The 19,163-nt window shown below is 57.2% G+C and carries 22 protein-coding genes; 21 read left to right on the top strand and 1 reads right to left on the bottom strand.

Going from position 1 to position 19,163, the window contains the following annotated elements; all coding sequences use genetic code 11:
* The first annotated feature begins 254 nt into the window (after positions 1–254).
* The 9 genes from MKS85_RS07695 (at position 255) to MKS85_RS07655 (ending at position 9,122) form a co-directional block, all read left to right on the top strand.
* On the top strand, positions 255–1,004 hold the full coding sequence (locus MKS85_RS07695) for a hypothetical protein (RefSeq protein ID WP_047882651.1): 750 nt from the start codon (positions 255–257) through the stop codon (positions 1,002–1,004).
* 112 nt (positions 1,005–1,116) lie between these two features.
* Positions 1,117–1,344: an AlpA family transcriptional regulator gene (locus tag MKS85_RS07690; RefSeq protein ID WP_034113396.1), complete on the top strand. Its 228-nt coding sequence runs from the start codon at positions 1,117–1,119 to the stop codon at positions 1,342–1,344.
* A gap of 406 nt (positions 1,345–1,750) precedes the next feature.
* The gene (locus MKS85_RS07685) at positions 1,751–3,322 is read left to right on the top strand and encodes a ParB family protein (RefSeq protein WP_014338768.1); all 1,572 of its coding nucleotides are present in this window, start codon (positions 1,751–1,753) and stop codon (positions 3,320–3,322) included.
* Complete coding sequence (locus MKS85_RS07680; protein ID WP_039588660.1) at positions 3,319–3,867, top strand: DUF2857 domain-containing protein; 549 nt, start codon at positions 3,319–3,321, stop codon at positions 3,865–3,867. Before MKS85_RS07685 ends, MKS85_RS07680 begins: the two co-directional genes overlap by 4 nt.
* Positions 3,864–5,051, top strand: a complete 1,188-nt coding sequence (locus MKS85_RS07675) for an STY4528 family pathogenicity island replication protein (RefSeq protein WP_047882650.1) — start codon at positions 3,864–3,866, stop codon at positions 5,049–5,051. The genes MKS85_RS07680 and MKS85_RS07675 overlap by 4 nt, the downstream gene beginning before the upstream one ends.
* Positions 5,052–5,195: 144 nt before the next feature.
* A complete protein-coding gene (locus MKS85_RS07670) occupies positions 5,196–5,951 on the top strand; it encodes a PFL_4669 family integrating conjugative element protein (RefSeq protein ID WP_047882670.1) in 756 nt (251 codons plus the stop codon).
* Positions 5,948–6,466, top strand: a complete 519-nt coding sequence (locus tag MKS85_RS07665; protein ID WP_047882649.1) for a DUF3158 family protein — start codon at positions 5,948–5,950, stop codon at positions 6,464–6,466. The genes MKS85_RS07670 and MKS85_RS07665 overlap by 4 nt, the downstream gene beginning before the upstream one ends.
* Positions 6,463–6,933, top strand: a complete 471-nt coding sequence (locus MKS85_RS07660) for a single-stranded DNA-binding protein (RefSeq protein ID WP_047882648.1) — start codon at positions 6,463–6,465, stop codon at positions 6,931–6,933. Before MKS85_RS07665 ends, MKS85_RS07660 begins: the two co-directional genes overlap by 4 nt.
* A gap of 221 nt (positions 6,934–7,154) precedes the next feature.
* On the top strand, positions 7,155–9,122 hold the full coding sequence (locus tag MKS85_RS07655; protein ID WP_047882647.1) for a DNA topoisomerase III: 1,968 nt from the start codon (positions 7,155–7,157) through the stop codon (positions 9,120–9,122).
* Positions 9,123–9,159: 37 nt separating this feature from the next.
* Here MKS85_RS07655 and MKS85_RS07650 read toward each other — a convergent pair whose 3' ends face one another.
* Positions 9,160–9,417, bottom strand: coding sequence for a hypothetical protein (locus MKS85_RS07650; protein WP_047882669.1), 258 nt, complete (start codon positions 9,415–9,417; stop codon positions 9,160–9,162).
* A 209-nt stretch (positions 9,418–9,626) separates the two neighbouring features.
* Here MKS85_RS07650 and MKS85_RS07645 point away from each other — a divergent pair, with 209 nt between their 5' ends.
* From MKS85_RS07645 to MKS85_RS07590, 12 genes are all read left to right on the top strand, one after another.
* Entirely contained in the window at positions 9,627–9,968 is a 342-nt protein-coding gene (locus tag MKS85_RS07645) for a helix-turn-helix domain-containing protein (protein WP_047882646.1), read from the top strand.
* 860 nt (positions 9,969–10,828) lie between these two features.
* The gene (locus MKS85_RS07640; protein WP_047882645.1) at positions 10,829–11,410 is read left to right on the top strand and encodes an STY4534 family ICE replication protein; all 582 of its coding nucleotides are present in this window, start codon (positions 10,829–10,831) and stop codon (positions 11,408–11,410) included.
* Between the two features lie 71 nt (positions 11,411–11,481).
* Positions 11,482–11,739 (top strand): hypothetical protein, encoded by a 258-nt coding sequence (locus MKS85_RS07635; protein ID WP_047882644.1) that lies wholly within the window; start codon positions 11,482–11,484, stop codon positions 11,737–11,739.
* Positions 11,740–11,840: 101 nt separating this feature from the next.
* Entirely contained in the window at positions 11,841–12,335 is a 495-nt protein-coding gene (locus MKS85_RS07630; RefSeq protein WP_047882643.1) for a JAB domain-containing protein, read from the top strand.
* A gap of 55 nt (positions 12,336–12,390) precedes the next feature.
* On the top strand, positions 12,391–13,137 hold the full coding sequence (locus MKS85_RS07625) for a hypothetical protein (RefSeq protein WP_047882642.1): 747 nt from the start codon (positions 12,391–12,393) through the stop codon (positions 13,135–13,137).
* A gap of 106 nt (positions 13,138–13,243) precedes the next feature.
* Positions 13,244–13,783, top strand: coding sequence for a PilL N-terminal domain-containing protein (locus MKS85_RS07620; RefSeq protein ID WP_082136191.1), 540 nt, complete (start codon positions 13,244–13,246; stop codon positions 13,781–13,783).
* A complete protein-coding gene (locus MKS85_RS07615) occupies positions 13,780–14,451 on the top strand; it encodes a chemotaxis protein (protein WP_047882640.1) in 672 nt (223 codons plus the stop codon). Before MKS85_RS07620 ends, MKS85_RS07615 begins: the two co-directional genes overlap by 4 nt.
* A gap of 9 nt (positions 14,452–14,460) precedes the next feature.
* Complete coding sequence (locus MKS85_RS07610; RefSeq protein WP_034113418.1) at positions 14,461–15,180, top strand: TIGR03759 family integrating conjugative element protein; 720 nt, start codon at positions 14,461–14,463, stop codon at positions 15,178–15,180.
* The gene (locus MKS85_RS07605; RefSeq protein ID WP_047882639.1) at positions 15,162–15,710 is read left to right on the top strand and encodes a hypothetical protein; all 549 of its coding nucleotides are present in this window, start codon (positions 15,162–15,164) and stop codon (positions 15,708–15,710) included. Before MKS85_RS07610 ends, MKS85_RS07605 begins: the two co-directional genes overlap by 19 nt.
* Entirely contained in the window at positions 15,707–16,210 is a 504-nt protein-coding gene (locus MKS85_RS07600) for an integrating conjugative element protein (RefSeq protein WP_034113420.1), read from the top strand. Before MKS85_RS07605 ends, MKS85_RS07600 begins: the two co-directional genes overlap by 4 nt.
* Positions 16,211–16,219: 9 nt before the next feature.
* A complete protein-coding gene (traD, locus tag MKS85_RS07595) occupies positions 16,220–18,328 on the top strand; it encodes a type IV conjugative transfer system coupling protein TraD (protein ID WP_047882638.1) in 2,109 nt (702 codons plus the stop codon).
* An 87-nt stretch (positions 18,329–18,415) separates the two neighbouring features.
* The gene (locus MKS85_RS07590) at positions 18,416–19,147 is read left to right on the top strand and encodes a TIGR03747 family integrating conjugative element membrane protein (RefSeq protein ID WP_047882637.1); all 732 of its coding nucleotides are present in this window, start codon (positions 18,416–18,418) and stop codon (positions 19,145–19,147) included.
* Positions 19,148–19,163 lie beyond the last annotated feature (16 nt).

The following is a 19,163-nucleotide window of genomic DNA, read 5'->3' as shown; positions in this document are numbered from 1 at the left end:
CCAACTGGCTATGATCAGGTAACAAACGCATCAATCGTTACCAACATCAATAGTTGAAATTCTTACTATTTTTTTCTCATGCCCCCATGATGGTCCGAACACTACAATAGTGGCCAGGAACGGACCGTACGTACCTGGGGATAGTATAAAGTTTTTAATCTATTGACACCGGGGCTGGACGAAAGAAAAATGATGGATTCGACGTATAATTTATTCTAGGAGTCCATGATTTACAGGAATAGGAGGTTCCTTCGGTGTACATATCTCAAAGCTGTAACCCACTGGCACAGGTATTCTATCGCCCCATCGATGCAGCAATACGTTGGTGCAACTTAATGGCCTACGAGACGCAGATTCTCGAGGTAGCCTGGCGATCACCTACCATGCTCAGGTCTGCCTTCCCACAATGGCCATGTCTGTACGCAAACACTGAGAAAATTTTCGATGCTATTCGTCATGGAGAACTTCCCTACGGCTGCCTCGGCATACAGGTAGCCATTGGGACTCGCGTCGAGTGCACTCAAGTAACCATCCGCCACGCTGATCTTAAACTTTGGATGTCTCGCTTTCACCCTGAACAAAAGCCAGCTTTCCTTTTCGATCAACCATTGAACCAGAACGGAACAATCAGCATTGGTACCTACTTGGCTCTACAAGCCGATCGTGATGCTTTGCAACTACAGGTGAGGAGTACAGAAACAGCTTATCAACAACTGTTGAGTGAACTTGAAGCTGTCGGTTTGGAAAAGGAGAACATCGAGCATCTCATCAAAATTAACGGCAAAGTAAGCGACCGAAGTGAGGCCACTTACCTCCACATCATCGGAGCGATGCTCAGTCTACTGCTCGGTCACTCTCCCTCAGGAAAACCTCATTCAGTTTTCCGTTCCCAAGCCGCCATTGTCGACGCACTGACCGCCCATTATGACAAGCTGCCAGGCATATCCAAGCGAAATCTGGATGAGAAATTTGCTGCTGCCAAACGCAGCCTCTCGGAGCGCTAGGGCAGATTGCGCTGCAATCGCTGTAGTTGCAGCGCAATGACGCCAACCCGTTTCAACGATTCAATTCAGGTCACGTCTTATCACGCGCCAATCGACGCCAGGAGTGACCATTATGTCCAGCCAGTCCTTCCCCATCGCTAAGCATCAACCACAAGTCGAACGCCATATTATGCGGCGTGAAGAGGTGGAGCAAAAAACCGGCTTCAAGCGCGCGCACATTTACAGCTTGATGAAGGAGGGCAAATTCCCACAAGCCAAGCGCATTGGATTGCGTGCTGTGGGATGGGACTCAATGGAGATCGAGCGATGGGTCACCGATCGCTTGGCGCAGCAGCGCTGATGTTACGCGCGAGGTGTCGGTGGCTTCCACTAAAGGTGGAACAGGTAAACCCACGGTTGCCGTCAACCTCGATAGCCACGTGTGAGGAGGCTCAATGAAACGAATTACCAAGCGGGTGTTTCTCGCCCGGCCATATTGTTTGACCGGCCTCGACGCCAATAGCATTGGCAAGGATCTCTTCGATGTTAGATAAACTACCCATCGTCGTTCAGCCATCCGATTGGCTGCCCCCTCCGCCGTCCGAAGAGTATTGCACCGTGGTATTTCACCTGCAGGGCGGACGCTCTACCATGGGATCGTTCCTAACAGAACTTTCCAGTCACTTCGAAGATGCGCGGACTCTCAAGATCGTCAAATTCGAGGTCGGTGACCATTTGCGCAACCGGCGCTAACTGAGACTATTCAAATGAAGAAGCTCAGTCAGGAGGAGGTCGCCGACAAACTGCACCAGAACCATTTTCCTCGAGGTCCAGAACTGGAGCGACTCTCCGATCCGGTCGTCGACACTCCCATGCTGGTCACACTGGAGCAGTTACGACCCTACGAACACAACCCACGCTTCATCCGTAATCCGCTTTTTGACGATATTAAAGCCTCCATCCGTGAACGCGGGCTGGATCAACCACCGCCGATTACCCGCCGCCCGGGTGGGACCTATTTCATTATCCGCAACGGCGGTAATACGCGGTTGGCAATTCTCGGCGAGCTGTGGCAGGAAACCCGCGACGAGCGCTTCTTTCGCATTCATTGTCTGTTTCGGCCTTGGAGCAATGAAGTCACCACCCTGCTCGGCCATCTGGCCGAAAGCGATCTGCACGGTCAACTCACCTTCATCGAACGGGCTCTGGCGGTGGCCAAACTCAAAACCATGATCGAATCAGACGGAGCGACACTCTCGCAACGTGAGCTGGCGCGACGTATTGCCGCTGGGGGTTACCCAATTTCACAGTCGCACATCAGCCGGATGCTCGACACCCTCGAACATCTCCTGCCCGCCATTCCACAGACCCTGTATGCCGGATTGGGTAAACCCAAAATTGAACGCTTGATCGCTCTGCGTAGCCAGGCTGAACGAACCTGGAATCGTTACCCAACCGACATCATTTCGTTCCCCGAGTTTTGGCTCGACACCTTGGGGCAATTTGATGCCGATCCCGAATCTTTCCACCTTGAGCAAATCAAGGATGAACTGCTCGAACGCATGAGCCGCCTACTCGGCCAGTCCTACCGCATGTTGGCCTTGGAGTTGAGCTCCACACAACGGCCTGGCGTTGTCAGCACTTCCTTAGAGAACAGCCATCTGCCAAGCATTGATGAAGCCGCAGCAGGACCTCCCTCCTCCGAGTCCCGCCCCCCATCAACTGAAACCGGAACCCGGGCCGAAACAGCGCCAGAGGAGCAGCTCACGCTGCCCGAAACGAATGTCGCATCAGCAGTCAGCCCTCGGTCACGTGTCCAACAAATTCGCGAACAGATTGAACGCGACACTGCCCCCGAACCAGCACCGACCGTCGAAACCTGCATGATCGACGACCTCTGGATCATCGCACCAACACTGGATACCCCCGAGCAGCTGCGTTTAGCCATTGCTGGGCTGGCTCGGGAACTGGCGACCTATGCCGGGTATCCCGAGAGCGTCAGCGATCAGCAGCGCGACTTGGGCTTCGCCCTGAACATCGACCAACTTGATCTTGCAGCGCCCCGCGCGACCGGCGTTCACCTATTGCTCCTGGCCCTGCTGCGCGCTCAAGACAAAGTGAACTGGGAAGATCGTAAGCAATTGCCCTCAGCCTTGTTCGGACAACTGCTATTGGGGGTCTATCAACTCCCGCTGACAGATCGTCCCGCCATGGACGTAGGACTGGAGCGACTGCCCGACAGTCTGTTAATCAAACTGTATCGTCTCATTCGCTTAGCCCGGCGCCTGATCGACTTATCGCTTTCCGCTGAAGTCGATTCACCAAGGGAGGAGCCATGAACCTGTCCTTCAACGTGCTCAACCAGGCCATGCTGACTCAGGTCCTTCACGAGTTGCGCCTGGGTAACCTGCAACGCTGCAAAGCACTCGGGCTGGGTGAGGAGGACATTTACTTATTGCAATCCTTACCGCCTACCACGCTGTCACGCCTAGCCCACGCCACCGTCCCCTGGGTTGAGATCAAAATTGATTCGCCGGTGCTACATCGCTTGATCGACCAGGCCGAACGCGACGAACAGAACGAGCGCCTGATCAACCGAGCGCTCAAGCTCGGTGCCAGCAGTACCATCATGTATCAGTGCTTCGGCTTGGCGCATTCGGAGACCGCCCTGCGCCGACGGCTGCTCAAGATAGAACCCCGTAAGGGCCGGCCCCAGAGCTTGAGCGAAGCGCAGGAACATGCGCTCTGGCAGCGTTGGTGCCAGCTACGCGCTGAGGACGATGCTGAGGATCAGCTCGACGCCATGATGATGTTGGCGGAGGAGCAACAAATCAGCTTGACCATCGTTTGGCAGCAGATCGACCATTACAGCAACGGAACATGAACACTACCCCTTCCAGTCGCTGGCAACGTGTTCTGCAGCAATGCACCCAACAACTAAGTGAACGTTGGCCCGCACGCCCCACCACTGAACATCCTTCCAACCAGGCCCTGCAGGCGGGCTTTTTGTTCAGTGGCCAATCTAACGAAGTCGTGCCACGTCGACTGCTGCTGGATAGTCGGCTAACGCCATTGGAACGGAATGCCTGGCAAGTCTTTCGACTCATGCTGCAAGGCCAGGGCGTGGTCACGCCGCGCTATGAAGATCTGCAACCTTACTTGTCGAGCGTGCCCTACGGTGCGTCAGCCTCTCGTGAAACCATCGCTCGCGTTTTGACGATGCTCCGGCTGACCCGCTGGCTCAGCTTGGTAAGTCGTGGCCGCGATCAGCTCAGCGGGCGCCTACAAGGTTCTCTGTACGTCCTGCACGATGAACCGTTAACCCCCGCCGAAGCCATGGAGGTGGATCAGGATTATCTGGAGCTGGTCGGCCATGCCCTCTCTCACGCGACCAAGGCTGTGCGAATTGTCGCTCGGCATGTTTTGGAAGAAATTCGTCAGGACACCGATATCGATTTGGGTCGGCTCCCCACCCGACTCGACAGTTGGGGCGACCATTGGACAAAACAAGGATTGGATCAGACGACCGATGAAGCGTTACACGATTCCGAACGGGGTGGCGATCACCGCGTTCGGAATCATGCGGGACCTCGTTCGGATTCCGAGCCGGGTCTGAACGCCCATGTTTCCGGCACCGTTCGGAATGCGAATGCCGCCTGTACTGTATTAAAAGAAAGTATATGTACTGTACCGCGCGCGACCCCAGCAGTGGATAACCTGCACTGGCCTGATCCGCTGCACCTGAGTCCGAGCGAGCGGCAGGCCGTCACCGTGACGCTGAACAAGCTAAAACCAGCGGATCGGCAGGCGGTGCTCAACGAAGCGGCCGCGCGGTGTGCGGCAGGACGCGTCCGCAAACCGTCGGCGTATCTGATGGGCCTGATCCAGCGGGCGCTGAAAGGCGATTTCCGCCCTTGGGCAGGTCAGGCTGAATCGTTACCCATTGCGGAACCGCCACCCGCTCCCCCGCGCCAGCTTAGGAAAAAGGGCGAGCCCGCCTCTGCCCTCGCCCAAGCGTGCCTGGATGAACTGCGCCAGCTGCGCAGCAAACGCTCTGGACATCAGTAGATTTGATGCCACTGGCATCATTGTCGAGCGTCTCGAAGATTGGCCGTTTCGAAGCAAACCGAACAGACCGCATTCAGCTTTTTGGCTGTCCTTGACCATCATCTGTCGCAACGTTCCCGTCCAAGCCTATGCGAGGACAACACCGTGGCCGATCACTATCAGCTCAACTTGGGTTCTTTGCGCAGCAGCATCACGCTGACCCTGCACACGCACCACGCCGCCAGGATCTGGCAAGGCCGAACCGCACGCGAAGGCGTCCACTCGATTATGGGTATGGCCGGCTACATCAGCGTCACTAACCTGATCAAACAAGCCGCAGCGCAGGACGATCCTTACGCCGACTGGGCGATCGTGCAGCTCGAAGAAAAATTGATGCAGGCCAAGGCTGGGATGCTGGAACTGACCCAGCAGTTGGACCGGATCAGACAGGACCTGCCGACGCAGATCGACATGAGCGACAACCTCAATATCCACCCAGTCACCTTACCCTTGTACATCGGCAGCCAACTGGGATTTCTCGCCGTCTACCTGCTGACTGACTACGACACGCTGGTGCGCCACACCCTGTTGGCCCATCACACCGCCTTGATTGGTCGCCGAGACATGGAAGCCTGGATCGACGATGGTGCCCATTTGCTGCGCAGCCTGTTTGGCCAGGCGCAGCGCTATCGACTTGCAGGAGTCACACGCGATGACATGGCCACAAACAATGCTCGCGGTCTGGCAGCCATAGAGAAGTTTGGATTGCCCCCCACGGACATCCTTGAGGGACATCGCCGCTCCCAGTTCGCGCCGCCCATCATTCGTCGTGGTGCTGTGGCGGTGGATGACGCGGACGCGTTGGCGGAGAACGCGGCAGAGCCATCTGCGACAGTCGATGAGCCGGAGGACGAAGCATGAAGCCCTTTATCTCGACTCAGCCAATCCCCCTCGAAACACTCACACCGGATGCCTATCGACAGCTCGAACATTCTGCCTCCCTAAAAAGCCTTTTAAAACCTTTTAAGGGTAAGGGGGAGCTGGAATACCTGGCGCAGGTGGCGAGGGAAACCGAGGCGCAGTTACGTCGTCTGATGGAGGCTGTGGTGCAGCAAGCCGGACAACCGCCTTACTCGTTGCTGGATATTCGATTGGTGCTGCAGAACACCAGTGCGGGCAGCACCTTTTTGCGATGGCGCACCCGCGACTTTGCCCGCATGGGCGTTGCGGCCTGGGAACGCCAGGTCTCCAACAAGGCTTTGCCCCAAGCCGTACGCGAGGGATTGCACCGTTTCGAATGCGAGCGCATTGCACTGAACTTGCAGATGAGCGTGGTGCATTCGCTCTACCGTCAGGCTTCAACCTGCGCGATCAAAATGGCCAGCGCCGAACGGCTGCTGCGCCAGTCCACACCAGCAGCGGAGATATCACGATGAGTACTTTTTTCGTCGGCGAAGGCAACATCGGCAGCGCGCCAGAGTTCCAGGAGTTCCCGTCAGGCAATGACGAGCCACGGCGTTTGCTGCGCCTGAATGTGTACTTCGACAACCCCGTGCCACGCGATGGCAGCTATGAGGATCGAGGCGGCTATTGGGCGCCGGTCGAGCTCTGGCACCGCGAGGCTGAACACTGGAGCACGCTGTACCAGAAAGGCATGCGTGTGTTGGTAGAGGGCCGCACCGTGCGCGATGAGTGGGAGGACAGTGAAGACAATGCGCGGGTCACCTTCAAGATCGAGGCGCGTCGTGTCGGCATCCTGCCTCATCGCGTGCAGAACGTGGCCATGCGGGAGCGCTCCAGTGAACCAGCCCAACCTGCGGCTCACGTCGGGCAGGCTACAGACCACGCCAGCTCGCCTGCGTCGAAGTCCAAAAAGCGCAGAGGGCAGCCACCATCGGCATGACGGACTTGAGGCATAAAAGTTGCGCCTTTGCGCGAAGTTCCTGGTCTGTCATTACTCGCTGCTCGTGAAGCACTGTCGTTCACATGACTACCAGGTAGTAGCCCACCCCCAATCAAGACCGCCCTCACCGACTAATATGAGGAGCCTGCCATTCAGGTTTCTCATAGCTTGCCACTGCTGTTTCCAACAACGCTGCTCCGAACTCAACCCGGAGCAGTTCTATGCGTCTCTTTCTCTGCGAGAAACCCTCCCAAGGTCGTGACATCGCCAAGGTTCTCGGAGCCAGCCGACGTGGCGATGGTTGCTTGATCGGACGCGAGACAACCGTCACCTGGTGTATCGGTCACCTGCTGGAAACGGCCCCACCTGAAGCCTATGGCGATCAGTACAAAACCTGGTCGTTGGACCACCTACCGATCATTCCCGCGCAGTGGAGGGTTGAGGTCAAACCCAAGACTGTCGCGCAGTTCAAAATCATCAAACAGCTGCTCAGCGAAGCTACCACCGTCGTCATCGCCACCGACGCCGATCGCGAAGGTGAAATGATTGCCCGCGAGTTACTAGAGCTCTGCAACTATCGTGGTTCTGTTGAGCGCCTCTGGTTATCCGCACTCAACGAGGCGTCGATTCGCAAAGCACTGTCCTCGCTGAAGTCTAGTCAGGAGACCTTCCCGCTCTATCACTCAGCCCTCGCCCGCAGCCGCGCCGATTGGCTGATTGGTATGAACCTCAGTCGTTTGTTTACCCTCCTAGGACGGCGGGCGGGCTATGACGGCGTGCTGTCGGTTGGACGCGTCCAAACGCCCACTTTGCGCTTGGTGGTTGAACGAGACCGCGCGATTGCCAGCTTCGTTTCTGTGCCGTATTGGGTGGTGGATGTGCACCTGTCTTCAATGGGGCAACCCTTCATCGCGTCGTGGATACCGCCCAGCTCAGGACGTGACGAAGCCGGTCGCTGCCTGCAGCAGGCGCTTGCCAGACAGACCGTCCAAGCGATTTTTAACAGCAAGACCGCCACCGTAGTCTCGCTGCAGACTGAGCATTTCCGCGAAGCGCCACCCCTGCCCTTCGATCTAAGCACACTGCAAGAAGTCTGTTCACGCAAGTTGGGACTCGGCGCTCAGGAAACCCTGAACATCGCCCAAGCCTTATATGAAACCCACAAAGCCACCAGCTATCCGCGCAGCGATTGCCGCTATTTGCCAGAGAGCATGTTCAACGAGGTCGCCGCGGTATTCGATGCCCTGTTTAAAATGGATCCCGCGTTACGCCCAGCGCTCGGAAGCGTCGATCGATCATTGCGCTCACGAGCATGGAACGATGCCAAGATCACCGCGCACCACGCCATCGTCCCCACCACTGAGCCGGCGAACCTTGGGCGGATGTCTGAACAAGAGCGCCAAGTCTACGAATTGATTCGTAGCCACTACCTAGCGCAATTTCTGCCGCATCACGAGTTTGATCGAACCGAGGTCGAACTGGAGTGCGGCGCCGAGCGTTTGACTGCTGTTGGCAAACGGATCCTCGTCCAAGGCTGGAAAGGCTTGCTCTCCGACAGCACCGAAGACGATGAACCCAGTCAAAAATCCCAGGTGTTGCCCGCTCTACAACAGGGTGTGAAGTGCACAGTGGACAACGTCGAACTCAAATCCATGCGCACCGCTGCGCCCAAACCGCTCACCGAGGGCGATCTTATTAAGGCAATGAAAAATGTGGCCAAGCTGGTCAACGATCCACGCCTGAAACAGAAACTTCGGGACACCACCGGTATCGGCACCGAAGCCACACGTGCCGGTATCATTAAGGGGTTGATTGATCGCGGTTATTTGTTGAAGAAAAAACGAGCTTTGATGGCCTCCGCAGCGGCCCATACCCTGATCGAGGCGGTGCCCGCTGCAGTCGCGGATCCGGGTATGACAGCAATCTGGGAGCAGGCTCTGGATGAAATCGAAGCGGGACGTCTGACCTTGGATGCATTCGTTGCCAAGCAGGCGCACTGGATTACGCAGCTGATCGCAAACTGCGGAGCGCTCACTTTGTCGGTACCGGTCGAAGCCGGGCCTGTCTGCCCCATTTGCAAGGCCTCAATGCTCCGGCGGAAGGGAAAACCAGGGCCGTTCTGGTCATGCTCCCAGTACCCGGACTGCAAAGGCACTGTGCCGATCAGCAAAGGTACGCGTCGTCCATGAGGCGCCATTGGCGTTCACATGAACCCCGGGGGTGTTGTCAGTGCATCATCAACGGCGCCTGATCCTTCTCCAACTCGTCTAGCGGTCGTCCGATTTCACGGGCCAAGGCGATGCCTGTCGCGACCCATATTTGCCCCAGTTCGTTGAACGCTTTCAGGTGAGCAGGATCTTCGTTGAGCCAATGAACAAGGCTGTCGAGGTGTGCGGGGTTATCAGGGCAATCATGGATCTTGATGAACAGCTCCAGTGTTCGATCCCAGATCAAGTCCATGTCGTTCTCGCGCTGCTCATCCATGCTCAACCTTTCCTCCATTTGGTCCTATCAGACCGCTCAGTCTTACTGGTCACTACGGGCTCTGATTCCTGAAGGAACACATGTCACGTCGCGACAAACAGGTATTTCAGTCAATATAACAACCCTATAAGTCGATACACAACCGTTAAGGATGTTCATGTCAACGGGTCTTTGCTCAACCATTCGGGTTGAATTGGAGAACTCATCACTTGGCATATAAACATCCAACCCAAGCCCAAATCGGGCGCATGATCGCGAAGCACCGCACTCAGCGTAATCTGACCCAGGAAGAGGTGGCTGAGCGCCTGGGGATCGGCAGCGAAGCCATTTCGCGCCTTGAGCGGGGTGTGGTGGAGCTTTCCGTGGTCAAGCTGATGCAACTGGCGGACATCTTCGATTGCCGGATGGATGAACTGCTGACGGAGTCGAGCAATCGCCCCAACGACCAGGGCCAGATGATCGCGGGCCTGCTGAGCGGCCTGCAAGAAAGCGACCGTGCCTTTATCCTCACGACCGTCGAACAGCTGGCCGCTCATCTCAGTAGCAAATAACCGCTTCGTCCACTGGCTTGACGTCGTCACACCCGCTCTGCTGTAGTGCCTCAGGATCATCGCTTACGGCGACCCAAGACCGATTCGCTCCGGGTAGCTCGGTCGGACTCCCTGAGTTCGGAGCCTTCTCTTCTGCGGAATTTCATTCCCGCTTCGTGCTCGACCTGATCGTTGTGGCGGATGACCGCTGTTGCCTCTGCCAGGCATCAGCGGTCATCCGCTACGGCGATCGCATTCAGTCCCGGAGCCCGCCGGGGAAACACTGGGCACCCTTTGTGCGCGGATGCGTGCCAGCGTATTCCGACCCAGGCCACGATAAGGGTCGGTTGGCGAATCGAGATGCAGTTAAAGCAAGTTTTGCGAGGAGCTTCTCGACTGCAAAGTTCGCCAAAGGTGGTTTTTCTCTTCCTCGCCTGGCACCCCACCAGGCCCACTTTTCACTTTCGTCCGTCCAGTGTTTGCCACTGTATTCCGGCCATAAAAAAACGGCTTGGGGTATCTTGACGCGCCCCTATGACAGGCTTATACAAAAGGTGTGGTTCGCTGTCGTTGACAGCCCAGGTAGCTTGAACCTTCAAGGCTACGCCACGCTCGTGGTGGTTTACCCAAGTGCGATCAGCATTCGGAGGCTCGCACGATTACCGCGTCAGCGGTGATGAATGCCCACTACCCTAGGTCCGCAGACCTGCTGCGGATTTCTCCTCTGCTGCACCTCTATTCTCCAGGCGCATCGAACTGATGGTCATCGGCTCGCCGGTGCCGTGTCGTTCATCGCTTGCCTTCACCTTACCCACCCTGACGGGGCTCACTTTCCCGTCAGGGGCTGTGCGTCGCCGTTTTTCCTTGAAAGGAGAACCACCATGGCCCACGCCAACCAATCCCAAGAAGCAACTACTTACTTCAATCTGCACACCGTCGGCATCGGCTACCTCAACCGTGTTCGCGAAGTACAAGTCCGCCGCGGCCAGCCGTTCATGGCCTGCGATATCGCCGCCCTGCACGGTGCCACGGATGCGGTCGAATACACTCGCTTCGACTGCAAAGTCGCTGGAGGCGAAGCTGAACGCTTGATCCGCCTCTATATGGATGCAGTCAATGCCGAGAAAAAGGTTTTGCTGTCATTCCGTATCGGCGACCTGTGGATTGACCCATTTCTCTATGAGAAAGGCGCTAAACAAGGCCAACCGGGCGCCAGCCTGAAAGGTCGTTTGCTGTACATCGACTGGATCAAGGTCAACGGCACGTACGAATACAAAGCGCCTGCCAGGCAGGAGGCAACAGCACCTGCTGAGCCAGCGCCAACCAGTGAGCCATCCTCCACGTCAGCTGATGCCGACGCTGAAGATACCGACAACCCAAAGGAATCCAGGATTGAACCTGAATCTCCATCCACTCCCCGCACGGCCCGCCGTGACGCCACACGTACTGTTCAGCCCGCCTGAACAGTCCACGTTGTTTTACATCAAGGCGCTCAATCGAGCGCCTTTTCTTCAGTCCGCACAGGAGAACCAACATGGAATCCTTCTGGCTTTGCGACGACTGCCTCTTCGCTACGGCTTACGAGGACTACAGCACGTTATCGCTCTACTACATGACGGATGAGATCGAGAAACGCATCGCCGGCCTCGATCTTGGGCTGGTTCGGCTAATGCCCATCAGTGCCGACTTCGACCCCGAAACTGGCCGTGGCATAAGAACCTTCTCCCCATTGCCCTGCGACGGTTGCGATTCACACCTGCATGGACAACGCCACCGATTCTCTCGGCTGTAAACAGCGCGTCATCGCGCAATGCCCGTCATTCTATATCCACCTCGGGGACACCACTCCCCTCGGGTGTGTACCCCCCGGATTGTTCCCTTCGGAGGTACCCCATGAGCACCCAACTCACCCTGATTGAAGCCTCGGATGTCGAGGCTGATCGTATCGCCCAGGAAAACCAGCTGATCAACGAGGCGCTGCACATTCTGGATCGCCGACTGTTCACCCGCGGCCCGAACCTGACGTCACCTGACACCGTGGCCTCATACCTAAAACTGCATATTGCACCCCAAGAGCATGAGGTTTTCGGTGTGATTTTTCTCGATGCTCGCCATCGCGTTCTGGCATTCGAGATCCTCTTTCACGGAAGCATCGATGGCGCCAGCGTTTACCCCCGCCAGGTCGTCAAGCGCTCCCTAGCGCATAACGCAGCAGCTGCCATTTTCTGCCACAACCACCCCTCCGGTTGCACGGAACCCAGCCTGGCGGATCGCGCCTTGACCGCACGGTTGAAAGAGGCCTTGGACTTGATTGAAGTGCACTTATTGGATCACTTCATCGTCGGTGAAGGTCGTCCTCTCTCTCTTGCCGAGCATGGCTGGCTTTAACCCCCCCCAAAGGCGTCTACGGACGCCTTATTCATTTCCCTTCTGGAGAATCCTCATGAACCCAACACCCCAACCCTTAGCTCTGCCGGAAACCTCGAATCCATTTGCTCGCGGCTACGACAAACTGCATATCAAACGACTGCTACAGATCACTTACGCAAATGACTGCCCTCCCTGCTTTCGCCCCGTACACGACGCACAAGCCCATCTGCTCGATGATGCGTTAGAACTATTTCCCTGCCTGTTCAATGACGACGTGGCTCTGATCAGCGAGGGTCAGTCCATTCCGGATGAATTGGATGAACGCTTCCAGTCCACCGGGCTGGTACAGCAAGTGATCTATGACGTGACTGGCGAAATGCTCAACGAGCGACATCACGTCGGTGATCTGTACTCCTTGGAAGAAGCCCAAGCCTTGGTCCATCGTTTGAGCTTCGACACAGGACATTACAGCCGAACCTGGGAGCTCAGTACCGCACACCTCACTGACGAAGCACTACGCCACTTGGCAAGCCGGGTTGGCAATTTCGACTCCAAGCCAACCGGACTGCTGTTTGAACCCTTTGCCCTGCCAGACTGCAATGGCATCGGATGTAAGCTGATCGGGACGCCCTGGACCGACGATAACTTGGTGAAGATCGAGGGCAATCCTTACTCTTCGCTGAGGCAAGAGCAGCTCGACGCAGATACGCCGGAGGCCTTGATCAACGTGCTGTATCTGGCGGCATTGGCGGATGTGAGGTTGTTGATTTTCGACCCCGACGCTGCCGTCTTGGATGGGCTAGCCATTTTTGATCAGTAGTAATGCCTTCAGCGTTAACGCGACTCGCCTTGAATCGACTTTCTCACTGCTTGGCTCCTTCACCTCATGTCAGGTTCTGCACTGAATCTGACATGAGGTTTTTTCCATGGAGCGTTTTTTCACGCCTGTCTGCCTGCTGGGCTTGTTGAGTGCTTGCACCGCGCAAATCCCAACCCCATTGCCGACTCATCCAGAGATTGACGGTGGCTCCAATCGGCCTCAGTTATCGAGGAGCCCAGCCGACGAAAACCATCCGTCAGAGCTCCGCTATGGCCGCTATACGCTGGTCAGCACCGACCCCACCACGGAACAACGTGATCTTCTCGCTCAAATCGTTGACGTGAGCATTCCGTCCCACCTGAATTCTTCGGTACAGGAAGCGATGCACTACGTGCTGCTGCGCTCGGGTTATTCGCTCTGTCCTGCCGAAGAGCCAGTGAAAATACTGTTTACCCGGCCTCTGCCCGCCGCCCATTACCGGCTCGACCCAATCTCATTACGCAGCGCGCTCCAAGTGCTGGCTGGCCCCGCCTGGCAACTCACGACCGATGAAGTTAGCCGTTCGGTCTGCTTCGAACCGCAGAAAAATAGCGGCACGGTGCGGGTCACGCCAACCTCGTCCCATCAGTCGGAGGCTCGTCCATGAAAGCCTCAACATTTCAAACTCTCATTGTCGGCTCACTTTGCCTGGCGGTCTTCGGGCTAAGTGGTGGCTTGTATTACCAGTATCAACGCATGACCGAGCTGGAAAATGCGAACGCCCAACGCGCACAGACCCTGGATACCCTGCAACGTGATTCAAGCACCCTCTTGGATGCCCAGGAAAAGCTGCAGTACGCACTGAAAGACCTGAAGCAGATGGTCGATACCGGTGAGCAACAGGCCAATACCCTCGATCCGATGTTGGATCAATGGGCGCAAGAGATACAGGAGCTACGCGACGGTCTGGCAGACCGTGCCACCGAAGCCGACATGATCGCGCTACGCGCACGACTTGAGCACGTCGAACAGCAACTCCTGGACCTCAAAAGCCAGCCACCATTCCCACCACCGACGCACTCCTCGGCCAAGCCGAAAAAAACCGCTCAGCCCAAGCCTGCCCCGCTCCTGCCGCCATTTTCAGTGTTGAGCGTCGAGTACCGCGGTGGGGAGCGCTTTCTGGCTGTCGCACCTCCTGACAGTCGCTCGCTCAATGATATCCAGTTGCTGCACAACGGCGAGCAGTTCGGCACATGGCAACTGAAGGTGCTGGAGCCGAACGCGGCCATCTTCGCGGTGATCAATCACTCAGACCAGACCGTGCACCTTCCTTGAGAAACGATCATGAACAGAGCGCTGCTGCCCGCCGTCGTTTGTCTCGTTTCACTGTTTAGCACGGGCGCTGCGATGAGCAACCCTATCACGGCACCGTCACAGAACCGGGACACACAGTCCATTCCCTTGGAGCGCTCGCACTCTGAACAAGCTGCAAGCTGGGGTCTCACGGAGCAGGAGTGGACACGCTTCGAAAAAATTCAAGCCGGCCCGCGCGGTTTCTGGAGCCCGAGCCTCGACCCATTGACCGCGCTTGGGGTAGAGGCAGAGACCGACCAAGAGCGCCAGCGCTATGCCGAATTGCAGGTAGCGCTGGAAGCCAAACGTGCCGAGCGCGAGTTGGCTTACCAAAACGCCTACACCGCAGCTTGGGCCAAGCTGTTTCCTGGACTGTTGCCGATTCAGGGTATGGCATCCCCGCCCGCTGCTAGCTCACCGGTAGAGCCCCGCCGTGCTCTGTTTGTCGAAGACCATTGCCCTGCGTGCACCGCTGAAGCGCAGCGTCTGCAAAGCAGTGATACAGCGTTCGATATCTACCTGGTGGGTAGCCATGGTGAGGATGAACATGTCCGTGGCTGGGCGCGGCAAGCAGGCATTGATGCGAGCAAGGTCCAACACCGGCAAATCACCCTGAACCATGATCGCGGGCGCTGGTTCAGCCTGGGAGCCCCGAGACCATTACCCGTCACATTTCAGCAGGTGAACGGACAATGGCAACGTCTCGATTGATTGCTATTGCGCTCCTGCTGACGGTGCACGCCGTCCGGGCAGACGAACTTCCGCCTCCGGCTTATCAACTGGCAGCGCATGACGCCAACGTTCCTTCCACGGTGTTGTTCGCGATTGCCCTGCAGGAGAGTGGCGCCCGCCTCCGTGGTCGACTGCTGCCCTGGCCCTGGACGCTGAATATTGCCGGTAGCCCTTACCGTTTCGCCAATCATCAGACCGCCTGTCACGCCTTGCTTCAGGCGCTTGCTCGGTATGACGCCAAGCGCGTCGATGCCGGGCTTGGGCAAATCAACCTGCGTTATCACGGACAGCATTTTTCCAGTCCCTGCGAAGCCCTTGAACCCTACCGCAATCTGGCCGTGACTGCCGCGCTGCTGCAAGAACATCACACCGTTACCGGTGATTGGGTGTCAGCTGCTGGCCGCTATCACCGCCCGGCAGGAGGAACGCCGGCCGCGCGTTACCGCGTCGGCTTTTCCCGACAACTCGAACGATTGCAGGTTTCCTCTAAAGAGGGCACACCACCATGAAGCGAATTCCCAGTGCGTATAACTTCGCCATGCTCTTGGCAGCGTTCGCCCAGCCGGTACTGTCGTTTGCAGAAGTTCACACTCGCCCCCAGTTTGAAGCTTCCACGCCGCCAATAAACAACAAGACCCAGCCTGCTCGGGCCATACATGCAGACCTATCTGCATTTGCCGATGAAACCTGGATACTGCCCGTGCGCAGCTCTCACTTGAGCCCAGGCCAAATCACAACTCGCACCCTGGACATGCCGGGCTTGCAGCCATTTTTCCTTGTCGGGGAGGATCCCCAATCGTTGGCTTGGCTGCATCAGCGTGCGACTGAACTGCAAGAAATGGGGGCAGCCGGCCTCGCCGTCGAAGTGACCGATACTGAAGCCCTGGCCCGAATTCGAGCAGCCGCGCCGGGCATCACCATCCTGCCGGTCAACGGGAACGACATCGCCTCTCGCCTGAAAATTAAGCACTACCCTGTCTTAATCACAGCCACCTCACTGGAACAGTGAGTCTGGGTCATGGCCGAGCATGCGATGGAGTCCAAACTCCGGCCCGCAGTCGAGCTGTATACCGTGGCGATCTGCGTCGCCGCGGTGGTGTTATGCGTGTACTCGCCCTGGGCCGTGGCCCTATCACCCGAGATCGGTCTGATTGCGGCTCTGGCCTATGCCCTGTTCGGTTTGATCCGCCTCCGACAAGCCTGGGAGGTGTTGCGCTATCGGCGCAATATCCGCCGGCTGCCTCGCTACGAGCTGACCAGCCGGCAGATTCCGGTGAGCGGCAAACGTCTGTTCATGGGCCGCGGCTTTCACTGGACCCGTCTGCACACACAGCGCTTGGTAGAGGCCCAGGATCCGGCGGTCGCTCACTATGTCGACCAACCGACCCATTACCGGCTGGCACGCGGACTCGAACGTCGCCTGGAACATGCACCGTTTCCGTTCTCGACACTGGCCCGTGTCACGGCTTGGGACAGCGCCTTCAATCCGTTGCGCCCTTTGCCCCCGGTCGGTGGCTCGCCGCTGTTGCATGGGGTCGAGCCCGACGAAACGGAAGTCAGCCTGCCGCTGGGCGAACGGGTCGGACACACACTGGTGCTGGGCACTACCCGTGTCGGCAAGACGCGACTCGCCGAGGTGTACATCACTCAGGACATTCATCGCATCGACCATGAGGTGGTCATCGTCTTCGATCCGAAGGGCGATGCCGACTTGCTCAAACGCATGTACGTTGAAGCCAAACGCGCCGGTCGGGAAAAGGAGTTCTATGTTTTCCATCTGGGCTGGCCGGAGATCTCCGCGCGCTACAATGCCGTGGGGCGTTTCGGACGTATTTCCGAGGTGGCATCACGCATCGCCGGGCAGCTCAGTGGAGAAGGTAACTCGGCGGCCTTCCGTGAGTTCGCCTGGCGCTTCGTCAACATCATCGCCCGCGCCCTGATCGAGTTGGGCCGACGTCCGGACTACCTGCAGATCCAACGGCATGTGGTCAACATCGATGCATTGTTCATCGAGTACGCCCAGCAGTTTTTCGCCAGAACCGATCCGAAAGCGTGGGAAGTGATCGTACAGCTTGAAGGCAAGCTCACCGAGAAAAATATTCCCCGGCATATGGTGGGACGCGAAAAGCGCGTGGTGGCCATCGAGCAGTACCTGGCAGTGAAACGGGTATTTGATCCGGTTCTGGACGGGCTGCGTTCGGCGGTACGCTACGACCGTACTTACTTCGACAAAATCGTGGCCTCGCTACTGCCGCTGCTGGAGAAACTCACCACAGGCAAGACCGCCCAGTTATTGGCTCCCAACTACACAGACCTGGATGACCCGCGGCCGATCTTCGACTGGATGCAAGTCATCCGAAAACGCGGCATTGTTTATGTCGGCCTCGATGCGCTGACCGATGCTGAGGTCGCTGCTGCCGTGGGCAACTCCATGTTCGCTGATTTAGTCTCGGTCGCCGGACACATCTACAAACACGGCATTGACCATGGCCTGCCCCAATCGGGCAACAACAGCAGCGCCAAGCTACCCATCAACCTGCACGCTGACGAGTTCAACGAGTTGATGGGCGATGAGTTCATCCCGCTGATCAATAAGGGTGGCGGTGCCGGCATCCAGGTGACGGCCTACACCCAGACCCTCAGCGATATCGAAGCGCGCATAGGTAACCGCGCCAAGGCCGGCCAAGTCATTGGTAATTTCAACACCCTGCAAATGCTCCGCGTGCGCGAAACCGCCACCGCTGAACTGCTCACCCAGCAATTGCCCAAGGTTAACGTGCTGACCAAAACCCTCGTGTCGGGCGCCACCGACACCTCCGATCCTGAGGCCAATACGGACTTCACCTCGTCCTCACAGGACCGTGTCAGCAGCACCAGCGTGCCGCTGATCGAGCCTGCGCACATCGTCAGCTTGCCCAAAGGGCAAATGTTTTCCTTCCAGGCCGGTGGCCAGCTCTGGAAAGTCCGCATGCCCTTACCAAAACCCTCCAACGACGACGCCATGCCCAAGGACCTGCAGGAGCTTACCCTGCGGATGCGGGCCACCTACAACGAGCAAGCGGGGCAATGGTGGAGCGCAAGCGGTGGCGGCCCAACAACCAACTTCGATCTGGATCAGGTGGGGTAGCCAGCCTCGCTCCAGGTTTTGATTCATCGGAAAACGATCCAGAAAACATCGTTACGACATTAGCCCTGCAACGCATTGGAGTGAGCGATGACGACTTACGCACCTAACACGCCGCCACAACCGATCCAGCACCCAGGATTAATCGTCTCGCTGATTGGCTTAGTTCTACGCATCATCGGTTTGCTGATCGCCTCGTTGCTATTCTCTATCCTCATCGAGTTCGCCGGTCTGCTGTTGTTCTGGAGCGACCAAGGTTGGCGACACAGCCAAGCCATGTTGAATAGCGAACTGGAATGGCTCAACGAGCACTTCAAAGCTTCACTCATCCTCCAACAACCCGGACCAACGATTGTCCAGTGGCTGGATTTCCTCAATCAGTGGCTGCTAGTCAAGACTGGCTTTGCGGATTTTGCCCGGCAAGCGCGGGTGTCAAGCCAGGGCAACGGCTTCTGGAGTTGGACCAATCAGCTCTACGTGAACATCGAAGATTTCGTGCTGGCTGCAGTGTATGTGACCTTTACCTTCGTGGTGCGCCTGACCACTCTGGTCCTGGCCACACCATTATTTTTGTTGGCGTCGTTCACCGGTTTTGTCGATGGCTTGATGCGCCGCGACCTACGCAAATTTGGAGCTGGGCGAGAAAGCAGTTTTGTCTATCACCGCGCTAAACGAGCAGTGATACCACTGCTGATCGCGCCTTGGGTCATTTACCTGTCCCTGCCCTTTCCACTCAATCCCATAGCTATTCTTTTGCCTTGCGCGGTAGTACTTGGAACGGCAGTAGCGATCACTGCGACGACGTTCAAAAAATATCTCTAGACGCTTAGCGAAGCTA

Source organism: Pseudomonas sp. JL2, assembly GCF_031570495.1.
GTDB lineage: Bacteria > Pseudomonadota > Gammaproteobacteria > Pseudomonadales > Pseudomonadaceae > Aquipseudomonas > Aquipseudomonas rhizophila.
Note: the sequence above shows the minus strand (reverse complement) of the source record. Positions and strands in the feature narration are given on the sequence as shown.